The sequence below is a fragment of the Methylobacterium durans genome (assembly GCF_003173715.1).
GTDB lineage: Bacteria > Pseudomonadota > Alphaproteobacteria > Rhizobiales > Beijerinckiaceae > Methylobacterium > Methylobacterium durans.
In genome coordinates, this window is record NZ_CP029550.1 from 2,594,084 (window position 1) to 2,609,848 (window position 15,765).

General features: G+C 72.3%; 12 protein-coding genes and 1 pseudogene. 9 read left to right on the forward strand and 4 right to left on the reverse strand.

The genetic code is table 11. The annotated features are described in order from the left end of the window. Window positions 1-8: 8 nt before the first annotated feature. Both DK389_RS11865 and DK389_RS11870 read right to left on the reverse strand, forming a co-directional pair. Window positions 9-1,421 carry an FAD-binding oxidoreductase gene (locus DK389_RS11865; protein WP_109889799.1) on the reverse strand — a complete coding sequence of 471 codons (1,413 nt, stop codon included), beginning with the start codon at window positions 1,419-1,421 and terminating at the stop codon, window positions 9-11. 61 nt (window positions 1,422-1,482) lie between these two features. Then, a complete protein-coding gene (locus DK389_RS11870; protein ID WP_109889801.1) occupies window positions 1,483-1,938 on the reverse strand; it encodes a hypothetical protein in 456 nt (151 codons plus the stop codon). Window positions 1,939-2,235: 297 nt separating this feature from the next. On the opposite strand from DK389_RS11870, the gene DK389_RS11875 reads away from it, so the two are divergent. From DK389_RS11875 to DK389_RS11895, 5 genes and pseudogenes are all read left to right on the forward strand, one after another. Then, complete coding sequence (locus DK389_RS11875) at window positions 2,236-2,559, forward strand: hypothetical protein (protein WP_162560613.1); 324 nt, start codon at window positions 2,236-2,238, stop codon at window positions 2,557-2,559. A gap of 121 nt (window positions 2,560-2,680) precedes the next feature. Continuing rightward, window positions 2,681-2,920, forward strand: a complete 240-nt coding sequence (locus DK389_RS11880) for a hypothetical protein (RefSeq protein ID WP_109889804.1) — start codon at window positions 2,681-2,683, stop codon at window positions 2,918-2,920. Between the two features lie 183 nt (window positions 2,921-3,103). Next, a pseudogene (locus DK389_RS11885) lies at window positions 3,104-5,376 on the forward strand (ATP-binding protein). Beyond that, window positions 5,373-7,013 (forward strand): ABC transporter substrate-binding protein, encoded by a 1,641-nt coding sequence (locus tag DK389_RS11890; protein ID WP_109889806.1) that lies wholly within the window; start codon window positions 5,373-5,375, stop codon window positions 7,011-7,013. The pseudogene DK389_RS11885 and the gene DK389_RS11890 overlap by 4 nt, the downstream one beginning before the upstream one ends. A gap of 68 nt (window positions 7,014-7,081) precedes the next feature. Continuing rightward, window positions 7,082-8,755 carry a thiamine pyrophosphate-binding protein gene (locus DK389_RS11895; protein WP_109889808.1) on the forward strand — a complete coding sequence of 558 codons (1,674 nt, stop codon included), beginning with the start codon at window positions 7,082-7,084 and terminating at the stop codon, window positions 8,753-8,755. 9 nt (window positions 8,756-8,764) lie between these two features. On the opposite strand, the gene DK389_RS11900 is transcribed toward DK389_RS11895, so the two are convergent. Both DK389_RS11900 and DK389_RS11905 read right to left on the reverse strand, forming a co-directional pair. Continuing rightward, window positions 8,765-9,637 (reverse strand): branched-chain amino acid aminotransferase, encoded by an 873-nt coding sequence (locus DK389_RS11900; protein WP_109889809.1) that lies wholly within the window; start codon window positions 9,635-9,637, stop codon window positions 8,765-8,767. Between the two features lie 32 nt (window positions 9,638-9,669). After that, window positions 9,670-10,110: a cupin domain-containing protein gene (locus DK389_RS11905; protein WP_109889811.1), complete on the reverse strand. Its 441-nt coding sequence runs from the start codon at window positions 10,108-10,110 to the stop codon at window positions 9,670-9,672. A gap of 492 nt (window positions 10,111-10,602) precedes the next feature. Here DK389_RS11905 and DK389_RS11910 point away from each other — a divergent pair, with 492 nt between their 5' ends. The 4 genes from DK389_RS11910 to DK389_RS11925 all read left to right on the forward strand — a co-directional run bounded on the left by DK389_RS11910 (window position 10,603) and on the right by DK389_RS11925 (window position 15,431). Further along, window positions 10,603-11,895 (forward strand): O-acetylhomoserine aminocarboxypropyltransferase/cysteine synthase family protein, encoded by a 1,293-nt coding sequence (locus DK389_RS11910; RefSeq protein ID WP_109889813.1) that lies wholly within the window; start codon window positions 10,603-10,605, stop codon window positions 11,893-11,895. 25 nt (window positions 11,896-11,920) lie between these two features. Further along, window positions 11,921-12,994 carry a homoserine O-succinyltransferase MetA gene (gene metA, locus DK389_RS11915; protein ID WP_109889815.1) on the forward strand — a complete coding sequence of 358 codons (1,074 nt, stop codon included), beginning with the start codon at window positions 11,921-11,923 and terminating at the stop codon, window positions 12,992-12,994. 137 nt (window positions 12,995-13,131) lie between these two features. Beyond that, the gene (locus tag DK389_RS11920; protein ID WP_109889816.1) at window positions 13,132-14,913 is read left to right on the forward strand and encodes a long-chain-acyl-CoA synthetase; all 1,782 of its coding nucleotides are present in this window, start codon (window positions 13,132-13,134) and stop codon (window positions 14,911-14,913) included. A 41-nt stretch (window positions 14,914-14,954) separates the two neighbouring features. Further along, window positions 14,955-15,431, forward strand: a complete 477-nt coding sequence (locus DK389_RS11925; RefSeq protein ID WP_109889818.1) for a hypothetical protein — start codon at window positions 14,955-14,957, stop codon at window positions 15,429-15,431. Window positions 15,432-15,765: the final 334 nt, after the last annotated feature.

A 15,765-nucleotide genomic window follows, 5' to 3' on the forward strand; every position in this document is an offset into this window, starting at 1 on the left:
GGGCCCCCTCAATCGGGCAGCATCGCCCCGGCGTTCATCACGCCCTCCGGGTCGAAGGCGCGCTTCACCGCCGCGATCAGGCGCAGACGCGTCGGGTCGCCGTAGCGGGCGAGGAGATCGCGCTTGAAGCGGCCGATGCCGTACTCGGCGCTGAAGCTGCCGCCGAGGTCGATCGCGAGGGCGTAGAGGTCGTGGGCGATCCCGGCCTCGACCGCGCGGGTGAAGGCGAGGCGGTCCTGCCCCTGCGGCACCACGAGGTTGTAGTGGATGTTGCCGTCGCCGACATGGCCGTAGAAGGAGAGCCGCACCTCCGGCATCCGCGCGGCCAGCAGCGCCCCGCCCCGCTCCAGGAAGGCGGTGAGCTGCGAGACCGGCAGCGCGATGTCGAGCTTCACCGAGCCGCCCGCGTGCTTCTCGCCCTCGGGGATGGTCTCGCGGATCGCCCACATCGCCCGGCGCTGCGCCTCGGACTGGGCGAGCACCGCGTCCGCGACGTAGCCCCGCTCCATCAGGAGTTCGAGGGTCCCCAGCAGCACGTCGTCGAGGGGGATGCGGGCGGAGGAGGCCTGGAGCTCGAGGAGGACCGCCCCGCCGGGCCCGGCCTTCACGCCAGGGTCCGACCCGCGCATCTCGGCGACGAGGCCCAGCGAGGAGGCCGAGATCAGCTCGAAGGTGCTGGCGAGATCGGACGTCTCCCGGCGCACCAGCGCCGCGATCTCGGGGAGCGGCGCGCCCGCGCTCAGTTCGAGCCACGCGGTGGCGCGGAAGCTCTGCGCCGGCCACAGCTTCAGGACGATCCCGGTGACGATGCCGAGGGTGCCCTCGGCCCCGATGAAGGTTTGCTTCAGGTCGGTGCCGACGTTGTTCTTGCGCAGGGTCCGCATGTCGGAGAACAGCGCGCCGTCCGCCAGCACCGCCTCGAGGCCGAGCACGAGGTCGCGGGTCATGCCGTAGCGCAGCACCTGCAGGCCGCCCGCATTGGTGCCGAGATTGCCGCCGAGCCGGCAGCTCCCCTCCGCGCCGAGGCTCAAGGGCAGCAGCAGGTCGTGCTCGGCCGCCGCCGCTTGCGCCTCGGCGAGGATCGTGCCCGCGTCGCAGGCCAGCGTGAAGTTCAGCGGGTCGACGGCGCGGATGCGGGTCATCCGCTCCAGGCTCACCACGAGCTGGCGCCGGCCGGGCTCCGGGGTCGCGCCGCCGACATAGCCGGTATTGCCCCCTTGCGGCACGAGCCCGTAGCCATGCCGGCGGGCGAGCCGCACCAGCCCCTGCACCGCCTCGACGCTGCGCGGGCGCAGCACCGCCTCCGTCTCCCCCCGCATCAGCGCGCGGTGGTCGAGGGTGTAGGCGGCGATGCGGACGGGCTCCGACAGCACGCCGCCCTCGCCGAGGCAGTCGCGGAAGGGGTTGAGGGCGTCGGGCATGGCGGGTCTCCAGCGCGGTCGAGACCCCTCTTAGCAGACGCCGCGCCGGGGTGGGCCGGCCCTATTGCGCGGGTTTCGGAGCCTCAGCGGGTGGCGCGGACGCCGGCGGCGCGGCCGGCGTCTCGGACCCTTGCGGCGCCGCCGCGGCTGCCGGCAGCAGCACGTTCTTGGCGACGTTGCCCTCGGGCCCGTACTCGCCGGCCACCGCGAGGCAGGCCCGCTCGCGGTTCTGCGCCATCTGGTTCGACATCAGGGCGAACATGGTCTGCACCCGGTTGCCGAAGGGCCCGCGGGGGCTGACATCCTCGGCGCGGGTGTTCTGCTTGGCGAGCAGCGCCTCGAACTGCTCGGTGCCGATGCGGTAGCCGCACACGTTCGAGGCCGCGAAGATATAGGCGGCGAATTCGAGCGCGCGGGGCGCCGGCGCATTGCGGATCTGCGCCTCGGCCGGCGGCGCGGCGAGACATGCAGCGAGAGCCGCGGCAAGGCCCGCGGCGAGGGTGGGGTGTTTGCGCATCCTGGACGACGTTCCTCTGGTGCGGCCTCGTTGGAGCGCGGGCCGCTTGACGGGAAGCGAGATAGATCACGCCGCCGCCCCCACCAAGGGGCGCCGCGAGGCGCCGCGGACCGGCGAATCGTCTCAGGCCCGCGGGGCTCGCGGCGTCGCAGCCGCCCGCTTTGTTGCGTCGGCGCGGCCGGACGCAACATTTCGGGGCCCGTCACCGGATCCTGTCACGGCCGACGCAAAACGGCGGACATGCGCACGCGCTACATCCTGGCAGCGGGAACGGCCGCACAGGGGCGGGAGGGTGCCATGTCGATCTTCGTTCATCTCGCTGGCGTCAGCGCCGCCCTGGCCGCCGGCCTCGCCCTCGCGACGCCGGGCGCCGGAGACCACGCGAAGGCCGCTCAGGAGACGGTTCAGGACGTGGTCCGGGAGGCGCCGCGTGCCGCGCTCGCCGCGCCGGTGGCCGCTCCGGCGGCGGAGCCGGCCCGCGCCCCCCTCTGCCGCGAGGCGGCGTGGCCCTACGCGGTGGCCGCCTGCTCGGCCGGGACGGCGGGCCCGAACGGCCGCCTCGTGCGGGTGATCTCCTTCGCGGGCACCCCGCCGCAGATGCGCGGCGGCCAGCATCCCTGATCGCGGCGGATCCGCCGCGAAATGCCGAGGGATCCGCGCAATTCGACGGATCGCCTGAGGCAGCCCGCAAGGCGAATCCCGCACCCTCATCGCCGATCCGCCGAGGATCCGGACAGAGACCATGTCCCATTTCGAGAAGAGCCTGCTCGACGCCGATCCCGAGGCCGCCCAGCGCCTGGCGGACTTGCTGCACGGGGGCGGGGCCCCCGCTCCCGCGGTGCCGAGCCTCGCCGAGCGCTTCGGCGCGGCGGCGGCCGGTCCGGACCGCAAGCCCGGCCGCCCCGGTGCGCGCCCGCGCCGGACCGGCGCCCGGGGCGGCCCGCCCGCCGGCACCCGCGCGAAGGCCCTCGTGACGCCCTGAGCGCCGGGCCGCCGGACCTCCGGCGCAGCCTCGCGCTTGCCCGCCTGCACGAAAAATCTACACTGGCGCCCGTTCGTTCGACGGGTTTCACGCGCCGGAGCCGGTGTTTCCCGCGAGACCTCCGCCCGCGCGGGCCCTCCTTCCGCGATGCCGCGCGGGGCGAGGGGTTTGATAGGCGTATCGATGCGGGTCGGGCGGAAGATTCTCCTCGTCGGCGGCGTCCCGATCCTGATCGCCGCCGCGATCGCCGCGGCCGGCTGGCTCGTCCTCGCGCAGGAGGAGCGCGCCCGCGGCGGCGCCGTCCTCGCCGGCCAGGTCGACCGCGTCCTCGCGCTGGCCCGGATGGTGCGCGACGATTACGTCGGTGCCCGCGCGAGCGAGCGCGCCGCCCATGCCGATCGCTTCGTCCTGCTCACCGCGGAGGCCGGGACCGGCCTCGACGGCCTGAAGCTCTACGTCCGCACCACCGACCAGATGGCCCGCATCGAATCCGCGCGCGGGGCGCTCGCCCGCTACCTCGCGCGGATGCGGGATTTCGTCCGCGTCACCCGCGAGAACGACGCCCTGGTGAGCGAGATGGCGACCCGGGCCGGGCGCCTCGTCGAGCTCGCCGACCGGGCCCGCCTGCGCCAGCAGGCCTCGAACGCCGATCTCGTGCTCTCGCTCACCGAGAAGGTGCAGCGCCTGAGCGCCACCCGCGAGGTGCTGAGCCAGATCAACGGCGTGCGGGCCGCCGCCGCCGAGGCCGGCCCCGGCGGGGCCCCTTCCTCCGAGCCGCTCGCCGGGCAGCGCCTGCGGGATTCGGCCCGCGGCCTCGGCGAGGCCCTGCGCGCGCAGGGACGGACCCGCGAGGCGGACGAGCTCTCGGGCCTCGCCGAGCGCGCCGCGGACGAGGCCGCGGCGTCGCGCGAGCGCGTGGGGCGCGACCTCGTGGAATGGTCCGAGCGCCTCCTCAAGATCGACGCGTCCGGCCAGCGCACCCTGCACGAGGAGGTGGCCCAGCTCCTCACCTACGCGGTCGAGGCCAACGAGACCGAGCAGGCCACCCAGAACATCGCCGTCACCACCCTGCGGCTCGGGCAGCGCACCGCCGACGCGCTCGGGCGCCGCGACGTTCTGGCGGTCAAGGCGATGCTCGGGGAGGGCGAGCGCCTCTCGGCCCGCGCCGAGGCCCTGCCGATCTCGCCCCTGATCCAGGCCGAGATGGTCGATGCCGTCGACGGCTGGCGCAAGCGGCTGACCACGACGGTCGGCGGCCTGGAGCGCCAGAACGAGATGCTGGCCGAGATGGACCAGCTCGCCGGGGCCGTGAGCACCAGCGCCCAGAGCCTCAACGACGCCTTCATCGGCGATGCCGAGAGCTTCGGCGCCTCCGTCCGCCGGATCCTGCTCGCGGGGGCGACGGCGGGCCTCCTCGTCGGCACCCTGGTCGCGCTCGCGGTCGCCCGCTCGATCACGACGCCGCTGCGGGCGCTGCAGGGGGACATGATCGCGCTCGCGGCGAACCCCGCGCGCGGACAGGTCAGCGGCCTCTCCCGCGGGGACGAGCTCGGCGACATCGCCCGGGCGACGCACGTCTTCGTCACCGAGATTGCCCGGCGCGAGCAGGCGCTTCGCCGCGCCAAGGACCAGGCGGACGCCGCCCTCCTCGACCTGCGCCAGGCCCAGACCGACCTGATCCAGGCCGAGAAGCTCGCCTCGCTGGGCCAGCTCGTGGCGGGCGTCGCCCACGAGATCAACACGCCGCTCGGCCTCGCGCTCACCACCGCCACGGTCGTGCGCGACGAGACCCGGGCCTTCGACGAGACGCTGGCCTCCGGCCAGCTCTCCCGCTCGCGCCTGACCCATTACGTCGAGCGGGTTCGCGAGGGCGCGGCCCTCCTCTGCACCAACCTCGCCCGCGCCGCCGACCTCGTGCACGGCTTCAAGCAGGTCGCCGTCGACCGCGTCAGCGACGAGCAGCGCCGCTTCCCCTCGACGCGTGGCTCGACGAACTCCTCGCGAGCCTGAAGCCCCTGCTGCGCCAGGGCGGCCACGCCGTCTCCCGCACCTGCCCGGCCCTCTCCGTCGAGACCAATCCCGGCGCCCTCGCCCAGGTGGTCACGAACTGCATCACCAACGCGGTGGTGCACGGCTTCGCGGGCGGACGGCCGGGGCACATCGCGGTCACGGTCGCCGAGGTTCGGCCCGGCACGATCCGCCTGGAGATCGCCGACGACGGGCGCGGCATCCCGCCCGAGAACCTCGACCGGATCTACGATCCGTTCTTCACCACCGCCCGCTCGCGGGGCAGCACGGGGCTCGGCATGCACATCGTCCACAACCTCGTCACCGCCAAGCTCGGCGGCCGCATCGCCATCGAGAGCCGGCCGGGGGAGGGCACCCGCGTCCGCATCGAGTTCCCGGCCTCCCTCGCGGAGGGCGAGCGCCCCGTGCTCGCGAAGGCGGTCGGATGAGGCTCGCCATCGCCGCCCTCTCGGCCGCCCTCGGCGTCGGTCTCGCGGGGCTCCCCCTCCCGGCCTCGGCCCGCACCCTCGTCTTCTGCTCGGAGGGCAACCCGGAATCCCTCGACCCGGCGGCGGTGACCACCACGACGGCGATGAACGTCACCTGGCAGATGTTCAACACGCTGGTCGAGTTCAGCCCCGGCACCACCGTGATCCGGCCCGGCCTCGCCGAGTCCTGGCGGGTCTCGGAGGACGGGCGGACCTACGATTTCACCCTGCGCACGGGCGTGCGCTTCCACGCCAATGCCCGCTTCACGCCGAGCCGGACCCTGGAGGCGCAGGACGTGCTGTTCAGTTTCCTGCGCCAGTGGAAGCCGGACCACCCGTTCCATCGCGCCCGGAGCGGCTTCACCTACTTCCGCGATCTCGGCCTCGCGGACCTCCTGGAGGGCGTCGAGGCGCTCGATGCCCGCACGATCCGCTTCCGCCTGAAGGAGCCGGACGCGACCTTCCTGCCGAACCTCGCCCAGGCCTTCGCGGCCATCCACTCGGCCGAATACGCCGACATCCTCGCGGCGGCCGGCGCCCACGACGAGCTGGAACGGGCGCCGATCGGCACCGGTCCGTTCAGCTTTGCCGGCTACAGGCCGGACATCGCGGTGCGCTACCGGGGCTTTGCCGCCTATTGGCGCGCGCCCGAGGCGCTGGAGCCCGGCCTCGAACCGATCGACGGCCTCGTCTTCTCGATCACGCCGAACCCGGCGGTGCGCCTCGCCAAGCTGAAGGCGGGCGAGTGCCAGGTGATGGCCTTCCCCGCGCCGACGGACCTCCCCACCATCGAGGCGGACCCGAACCTCACGCTGATCTCGAAGGCCGAGCTCAACGTCGCCTATCTCGCGCTGAACACCCGAAAGGCGCCGTTCGACGACGTGCGCGTGCGCCGGGCGATCAACCTCGCCATCGACCGGCGCGCCATCGTGGAGGCGGCCTACGGGGCGGCGGGCCTCGTCGCGCGCGGGCCCCTGCCGCCGGGCCTCTGGGCCAGCGATACGGGCCTGCCCGACATCCCGTTCGACCGGGCGGAGGCGCTGCAGCTCCTCAAGGAGGCGGGCCACGGGCACGGGTTCGAGACCGACCTCTGGTACCCGCCGGTCAGCCGGCCCTACAACCCGGACGGACGCCGCGTCGCCGACATGATCCAGGCCGACCTCGCCCGGATCGGGGTGCGCGCCCGCCTCGTCACCGAGCCCTGGAGCGCCTACCGCGCGGCCCTCTACGGCGGCGTGCCGCAGGCGATGCTCTACGGCTGGACCGGGGACAACGGCGACCCGGACAATTTCCTCAACGTGCTGCTCGGCTGCAAGGCCGCCGAGCCCGGCGGCGCCAACCTCGCCCGCTGGTGCGACGCGGAGTACGATTCCGCCATCCAGGCGGCCCGCCGCACGAGCGACGTCGCCGCCCGCACGGCGCTCTACCGGCACGCGCAAGGGATCTTCCGGCGGGAGGCGCCCTGGGTGCCCCTCGCCCACACCGTGGTGCACATGGCGCTCCGCCGGAGCGTCGTCGGCTTCCGCATGGACCCGCTCGGCCGCCACCTGTTCGAGGGCGTGGCCCTGCGCGACGAGGCGCCCGAGACGTCCCGCTAACGTTTCGCGGGTAGGGTGCCGGCACCCTTCCTGCGGGGAGAGGCGCGCGCCGCGGAGACCGGAGCCCCATGACGATCGAAGCCCGCACCGCCGCCCAGGCCCTCGTCGCGCAGCTTCAGGCGAACGGGGTGCGCCACGTCTTCACGGTGCCGGGCGAGAGCTTCCTGCCCGTGCTCGACGCGCTCTACGACGCCGACATCGCCGTCACCGTCTGCCGCCAGGAGGGGGGCGCCGCCATGATGGCGGAGGCGCACGGCAAGGCGACGGGGCGGCCGGGCATCTGCTTCGTGACGCGGGGGCCGGGCGCCACCAACGCCTCGGCCGGCATCCACATCGCCCAGCAGGATTCCTCGCCGATGATCCTGTTCGTCGGTCAGGTCGAGCGGGGCTACCGCGACCGCGACGCGTGGCAGGAGGTCGATTACCGCGCGGCCTTCGGGCCGCTCGCGAAGTGGGCGGCCGAGATCGACCAGGGCGCCCGCGTGCCCGAATACGTCTCCCGTGCCTTCCACGCCGCCACTTCGGGCCGGCCCGGCCCCGTGGTGCTCGCCCTGCCGAAGGACATGCTGAAGGAGCCCTGCCCCGGCCCGCTCGCGCCGGCCTGGCAGCCGGTCGAGGCCGCGCCGGGGCCTGAGGAGATGGAGCGGCTCGAAGCCCTCCTGGCGGAGGCCGAGCGGCCCCTCCTTCTCCTCGGCGGCAGCCGCTGGACGGAGGCCGCCTGCGCGGACGTGCGCACCTTCGCGGAGCGGTTCCGGCTGCCCGTCGCCACGAGCTACCGGCGCCTGCCCCTGTTCGACCCGCTGCACCCGTCCTATGCCGGCGACCTCGGCCTCGCGGCGAACCCGAAGCTCGCCGCCCGGGTGCGGGCCGCCGACCTCCTGATCGTGCTCGGCGGGCGCCTCGGCGAGGTGCCGAGCCAGGGCTACGCCCTCCTCGACATCCCGGGGCCGCGGACGCGCCTCGTCCACATCCATCCAGGGGCGGAGGAGATCGGCCGGGTCTACGTGCCGCACCTGCCCGTCAACGCCTCGGCGAACCGCACCGCCGCGGCGCTGGCGCGGCTCGAACCCCCCGCCCGTCTCCCCTGGGCCGCCGAGACGGAAGCCGCGCACGCGGAGTACCTGGCCTGGAGCGAGGTTCCGACGCCCCAGCCCGGCCGCGTCAATCTGGGCGCCGTGATGGTGCATCTGCGCGACGCCCTGCCGGGTGACGCGATCATCTGCAACGGCGCGGGCAATTACGCGGCCTGGATCCACCGGTTCTACCGCTTCCGGCAGCCCGGCACGCACATCGCTCCCACTTCCGGATCAATGGGTTACGGCCTGCCGGCGGCGGTGGCGATGCAGATCCTGCACCCCGCCCGCACCGTGATCGCGATCAACGGCGACGGTGACGTTTTGATGAGCGCTCAGGAATTCGCGACCGCCGTCCAGTACAACCTGCCGTTGGTCTGCATCGTGGCCGACAATGGCAGCTACGGGACCATCCGGATGCACCAGGAGCGAGATTTTCCGGGCCGGGTCTCGGCGACGGATCTCCGCAATCCCGACTTCGCCGCCTACGCCCGCGCCTTCGGCGGCTTCGGCGTGACGGTGGAGGCGACCGAGGAATTTCCCGCCGCGCTCGAAGCCGCCCGCGCCTCGGGCCAGCCCTCGATCATCCACCTGAAGGTCGCCAAGGAGGCCATCTCGCCGGGCCTGACGCTGACGGCGATCCGGGAGCAGGCGCTGCGGGAGCGCTGAGGTCCCGCCTCACCCGTGTGCGAAATCCCAGTAGAGCTGGCGCGCCTTGCGGAAGATCGGGCCCGGCTCGAAGCGGGCCTCGTCGAGGGCGGTGATGGGGGCGAGCTTGGCGAAGTTGCCGGCCGTAAACACTTCGTCCGCCTTGAGAAAATCCTCGTAAGCCAGCGTCGCCTCGACCACCGTGACGCCGGCCTCGCGCAGGACGCCGATCACCCGCGCCCGGGTGATGCCGGCCAGGAACGAGCCGTTCGGCACCGGCGTGAACACCACCCCGTCGCGGGCGAAGAAGGCGTTGGCGTTGGCGAATTCGGCGACGTTGCCGAGCCCGTCCCGCATCAGGCAATTGCCGAAGCCGCGCCCATGCGCCTCGATCAAGGCCCGCGTCCCGTTCGGGTAGAGGCAGCCGGCCTTGGCATCGACCGGCGCCGTCTCGATCGAGGGGCGCCGGTAGGGCGAGAGCGTCGCGCGCGCGCCCACGGGCAGCGGCATCGGCGCGTGGTAGAGGCTGAGGCACCAGTTGGTCGATTCGGGATCGAAGCGCACGCCCCCCGCGAACCCGTCCTCCGCCCAGTACATCGGCCGGATGTAGAGCTCGGCGTCGTGGGGGAAGCGCCGCAGCCCCTCCTCGACCAGGGCGAGCCATTCCCCCTCGGCGACCTTCGGCTTGAGCCCGAGCGCCACGGCCGAGCGGTTGACCCGCGCGAGGTGCCGGTCGAGGTCCGGCGTCACGCCCTCGAAGGCGCGGGCCCCGTCGAACACCGTCGAGCCGAGCCAGGCCCCATGGGTGCGCGGGCCCATCATCCGCACGTTGCCGGGGTGCCAGGCGCCCTCGAAGAAGGTCCAGGTCGTCTCAGACGTCGTCTCGGGCGATGCCGTGGCCATGGGGCCGCCTCCAGGAAGGTCGGGGGGAGGGATCAGGCGGCTTCGAGGAAGCCGGACGTCTTCCGGGCTGGCTTGCGGCCGAGCGTCCGCTTGAGGCGGCCCAGCACGCGGATGGCCAGCGTCACCGCCTTCGGCTGAACGCGCCGGCAGAACGCGACCTTGCGGACGTAGCTCTCCACGTGCCAGCGGCAGACCGCGCCCTGGGGCAGGAACAGCACGTCGCCGGCCCGGAAGGTTTTCGGGGGCGCGTGCCCGTCGCTGATCGTGGCGGAGCCTTCGAGGAAGTGGATCGTCTCGTCGATGTCGTAGAACCAGTCGAACGTGCCGGCCGTGCAATCCCAGACCAGGGTGCTCGCCATGCCGTCCGCGCTCCGCGAGAGCGTGGCGTTGCGCGCCACGGGCTGCCCTTCGCGGATCCAGCTCGGCTCGATCGGGGCGGGTTTCAGGTCCACCGTGGTGACGGAAGGGATCATCGGGGTCGTCGGCACGGCAGGCTCCCTGTCTTGGATCGTCGGGCTGAAAGATCGGGTCCGTGCCTTCCTATAAGCGGCAGGTCATCGCGGACCGCAAGATCCGATATGGCGACATGATTAATTGCGTCGCGGCTTGGTTTTTCTGATCTGGGCCGGGATTTATTGGTATCGCTGGATCACTCATCCAATGTCGGGACGATTCCGTCTCGCGCCGGTACAGGGTCGTTGCTCCGCACGCGCGACTGCCGGCCCGCGACGAGACGCCGTGCGGATAAAGCGCCGAGATCCGGCGGCCTGCCGGTCATGAAGGACAGAAGCAGAGCGAGCCGGAAACATCAGATCTTCGCAGATGATTCACCGCATCCGCGGGCGGCCTGAGTCTTAACCATCTGTCTTCAGCAATCGTACCGGCGTGGAACAGCAAGGCTTGGCGCGGGCCTTGCGCATCGCCCGGTGCAGGACGCCCCCAGCGCCTCTCACGACGGACCTTCCATGCGCAGCGAGACGATCGCCGTCCACGCCGGCTTCGAGCACGATCCGACCACGCACGCGGTGGCGGTGCCGATCTACCAGAGCGTGGCCTACGCCTTCGACAGCGCCGACCACGGCGCCGCCCTGTTCAACCTGGAGGAGGAGGGCTTCCGCTACAGCCGCATCGCGAACCCGACCGTCTCGGTGCTGGAGCAGCGGGTGGCGGCCCTCGAGGGCGGCCACGCCGCGCTCGCCGTCGCCACCGGTCAGGCGGCGCTGCACTATGCCATCGCGACGCTCGCCGACCATGGCGGGAACATCGTCTCGGTGCCCCAGCTCTACGGCACCACCCATACGCTGCTCGCCCACGTGCTGCCCCGCCAGGGCATCACGACGCGCTTCGCCGCGAGCGACAGCCCCGAGGACATCGCCAAGCTCATCGATGCCGATACGCGCGCGGTCTACTGCGAGTCGATCGGCAATCCGGCCGGCAACATCTGCGACATCGCGGCGCTCGCCCGCGTCGCCCACGCCCACGGGGTGCCGCTCGTCGTCGACAATACGGTCGCGACGCCGATCCTGCTGAGGCCGATCGAGCACGGAGCCGATATCGTGATCGCCTCGCTCACCAAGTTCATGGGCGGCCACGGCACGACGCTCGGTGGCGTCATCGTGGAGGCCGGGCGCTTCGACTGGATGGCGGAGCCCGAGCGCTTCCCGATGTTCTGCACGCCGGACGCCTCGTATCACGGGCTCGTCTACGCCGAGCATTTCGGCCCCGGCGCCTTCGTCGCCCGCGCGCGCAGCGTCTACCAGCGCACCACCGGCGCGGTGCTGCCGGCGCTGAGCGCGTTCCTCCTCCTGCAGGGCATCGAGACGGTGGCGCTGCGCGTCGAGCGGCACGTGGAGAACGGCCGCAAGGTCGCCGAATACCTGCGGGCGCATCCGGACGTCGACTGGGTGAACTACGCGGGCTTTCCCGACAGCCCGCATCACGCGATGGCCCGGAAATATCTCGGCGGTCAGGGCTCCTCGCTCCTGACCTTCGGGGTGAAGGGCGGCTTCGAGGCCGGCAAGAGCTTCTACGACGCGCTGAAGCTCGTGAAGCGTCTCGTCAACATCGGCGACGCGAAGTCGCTCGCCTGCCACCCGGCCTCCACCACGCACCGGCAGATGAAGTCCGACGAGCAGCGCAGCGCGGGCGTCTTCCCCGAGATGATCCGTCTCAGCGTCGGCATCGAGCACATCGATGACATCAAGGCCGATCTGGAGCAGGCGCTCGCGGCCGCCCGACCCGCTTCACTTGCCGCCTGAATCCGAATTCCGAGGAGAGGCCGACATGCTGGAGGTGCCGCAGGGTGACGGGGCGGGAGAGCCGATCGTGCTGCCGCCCGGCTCGCAGGCCGCCAGTCATGCCGCCGCTCCCGCACCGCGCCTGACCGTCGGCCTCCTCAACAACATGCCGGACGCGGCCCTCGTCGCGACCGAGCGCCAGTTCCGCCGCCTGCTCGAGACGTCGGGCGTCACGGTCGACCTGCGCCTGTTCTCGCTGGCCGGGCTGGAGCGCGGCGCGCAGGCGCAGGCCCATCTCGATGCGGCCTACGCCCCCCACACCGCCCTCGCCCATGCGGGCCTCGACGCGCTGGTCGTCACGGGCTGCGAGCCGCGGGCTGCCCGTCTCTCGGACGAGCCCTACTACCCGGTCTTCAGGGAGATCGTGGATTGGGCCGCGCGGAACACCGTCTCGACCCTGTTCTCGTGCTTGGCTGCCCACGCCGCGGTGCTTCATCTCGATGGCGTCGAGCGGCGCCCGCTCCAGGCCAAGCATTCGGGCATCTACGCCTGCGCGGCCGCCACGCGCCATCCCCTGATCGCGGGCGCGCCCCGCGTCGTGCCCGTGCCCCATTCCCGCTGGAACGACCTCGGCGAGGCTGACCTCACGGCCGCCGGCTACACGGTGCTGCGCCGCTCGGAGGAGGTCGGCGTCGACCTGTTCGCGCGCGAGGGCGCGAGCCTCCTCGTCTTCCTGCAGGGTCATCCGGAATACGACGGCGACAGCCTCGCCCGGGAATATCGCCGCGATGTCGGCCGCTTTCTCGCCGACGAGCGCGCGACCGCGCCGGTGCTGCCCGCGCATTATTTCGCCCCGGAGGCGGCCGCGCACCTCTCGGCCTTCGTCTCCAGGGGCGGTCGTTTCGCGGACTATCCCGCCATCGACCCGGCCCCGCCCCTTCAGACCGCCTGGCAGGCCGAGGCCGCACGCCTGTTCCGCGCCTGGCTCGGGGAGGTGGCACGGCGGACCTTGCGGCCGAGCGTGCCGGTCTCGGAGGACCCCACGCGATACGCGGGAAGACCGATCGCTCCTGACGCCGTCGACGGGCTCCCTCTCCCGTTCGGGAGAGGGTTGGGGTGAGGGATACAGGTTCTTCCGGACAAGTCGCACCCCTCACCCGGTGCGCTCACGCGCACGCGACCTCTCCCGAACGGGAGAGGTGGGCGGCGCGGCTTCCGCACCGCCACCGATAACGACCCGGTCCTCACGGCATTCTCATGCTCGCCTCAGCCCCCATCCCCGCGAAGCGCTCCTCCACCTTCGGCTGGATCGGCGCCCTCGAGCGCACGGCGCAGATCGACGCCCGGCCCGAGCGCACCTTCCCGCGCGTCATCGACGAGCTGGCCGCCCTGCACGGCGACAGGCCGGCGCTGATCGGCGAGGACGAGCGGCTGAGCCACGCCGACCTCGCCGCCCGCCAGAACCGCTACGCCCGCTGGGCGCTCGCCGAGGGCCTTGCCAAGGGCGACACGGTCGGCCTGCTGATGCGCAACCGGCCAGATTACCTCGCCCTCTGGCTCGGGCTGACCCGGGTGGGCGTGCGGGTCGCGCTTCTCAACACGAACCTGCGCGGAGCGGGACTCGCCCACTGCATCGCCGTCGCCGCTCCCCGCTGCCTGATCGTCGAGGTCGGCCTCGCCGAGGTGCTCGCGGGCGCGCAGGGGCATCTCGCCGAGCGTCCCGCGGTCTGGTGGCACGGGGCGGGCGCCGATTTCCAACGGATCGGGGACGCCGCCGCCGAGTATGCGGGCGGACCGCTCGCCGAGGACGAGGCGCCCGCCGTGACCCTCACCGACGAGGCGCTCCTCATCTACACTTCGGGCACCACCGGCCTGCCGAAGGCGGCCCGCGTGAGCCACCACCGCATCATGATGTGGACGCACTGGTTCGCCGGGTTGATCGAGCCGACGCCGGAGGACCGGACCTACAATTGCCTGCCGCTCTACCACAGCGTCGGCGGCGTCGTGGCGACGGGCAGCGTGCTCCTCGGCGGCGGCTCGGTGGTGATCCGGGAGAAATTCTCGGCCCGCCGCTTCTGGGACGACGTGGTCGGCGAGGACTGCACCCTGTTCCAGTATATCGGCGAGCTCTGCCGCTACCTCACGCTCGCCCCCGAACACCCGCTGGAGCGCGCGCATGCCCTGCGCCTCTGCGCCGGCAACGGCCTGCGCCCCGATGTCTGGGCGCGCTTCGAGAGCCGCTTCGCGATTCCCCGCATCCTCGAATTCTACGCGGCGACGGAGGGCACGGTCTCGCTCTACAATGTCGAGGGCAGGGTGGGGGCTGTGGGCCGCGTGCCGAGCTTCATGGCCCACCGCTCGCCCGCTCTCCTCGTGCGCCACGACGTCGAGGCCGGAGCGCCCGTCCGCGGTGCCGACGGCTTCTGCCTCCCCTGCGACCGGGGCGAGACCGGGGAATTGCTCGGGCGCCTCTCGGCCAAGGCCGAGCACCGGTTCGAGGGCTACACGAGCGCGGCGGACAGCGACCGGAAGGTGCTGCGCGATGTGCTGAAGCCGGGCGACGCCTGGATGCGCACCGGCGACCTGATGCGCCAGGACGCGCAGGGCTTCTTCCACTTCGTCGACCGGATCGGCGACACCTTCCGCTGGAAGGGCGAGAACGTCGCCACGACCGAGGTCGCCGAGGCGCTGTGCGCCTGCACCGGCGTGCGCGAGGCGATGGTCTACGGAGTCGCGGTCCCCGGTTCCGACGGCCGCGCCGGCATGGCGGCCCTCACCGTCGAGCCCCATTTCGACGGCGCCCGCCTCCACGCCGAGATCGCCGAGCGGCTGCCTCCTTACGCGCGCCCGGTCGCCCTGCGGCTCTGCTCCGAGATCGGGCTGACCGAGACCTTCAAGCAGAAGAAGGCGGCGCTCGCGTCCGAGGGGTTCGATCCGGCGCGGGTGTCCGATCCGCTTCTCGTCTCGGACGCGAACGCCTACCGCCCCCTCGACGATTCGACCTTCGCCCGGATCTGCGACGGGACGATGCGCCTCTGAGGGCGCCTCGACAGGAGGACGCGCACGGCTATCGTGGCCGGATGATCCGACCCGCCGCCCTCGCGCTCGCCGCGATCCTCGTCCCTCCGGGCGCCGTTCGGGCGGCGCCGGAGCCGGCCGCGCTGCCGACCTTCGTCTCGGCCGACGGCATCTGCGAGCGCCTCGTCGTCGCGGGCCGCGATCTGTCGCGCAGCTGCAAGGGGCGCTTCCTCAACACGATCTACCGAAACGGCCGGGTCGGCTTCTACTTCATCGCCGAGGATGGTGCGGCGCTCACTTTCACGGGGATGGGCAGCGACCAGGTGAAGCCGAACTCCGACAGCGCCGTGCAGCCGATCGACGGCATCATCTTCGGCACGGGCGGAAGGTCCGAGCGCGCGAAGGCGGTCGGCGCCTGCCGTTTCTCCAACCCCTACAAGCCGCCGGGCACGGTCCGCTGCCGCGCCGACACGGAGAGGGGTGCCTTCGAGGCCGCATTCACGACGGACGGAAAGCCGCCCGTCGTCTCGAACCCGTGAGGGCAGGAGCCTCCGCCAGGCTCAACGGCAGGATGACCCGATGCAAGTCCCCGCAAAGGATTTCGGTCGGACCCGATTTTTCCAAGCAAGAACGTGCGTGATCCGTACTGCTTGAGCCTCAAGGGAGCGGAATATGCCGACTCGGAGCACTTCGCATTTGTTTGTCGTCTTCGGCTGGAGAGGTGATACGGTCCGGCCTGAATTCTGAAAGTCATCCCGCGGCAAGCTCGTTCGCGCGGCAGGACTTGTGCAGCAGATACTCGGGCAGCACGACTTGGGCGGCCCAGGCGGCGCCCCGGAACGGAGCCTCGCGCGTCTTCGAGCTTGCTGTCGG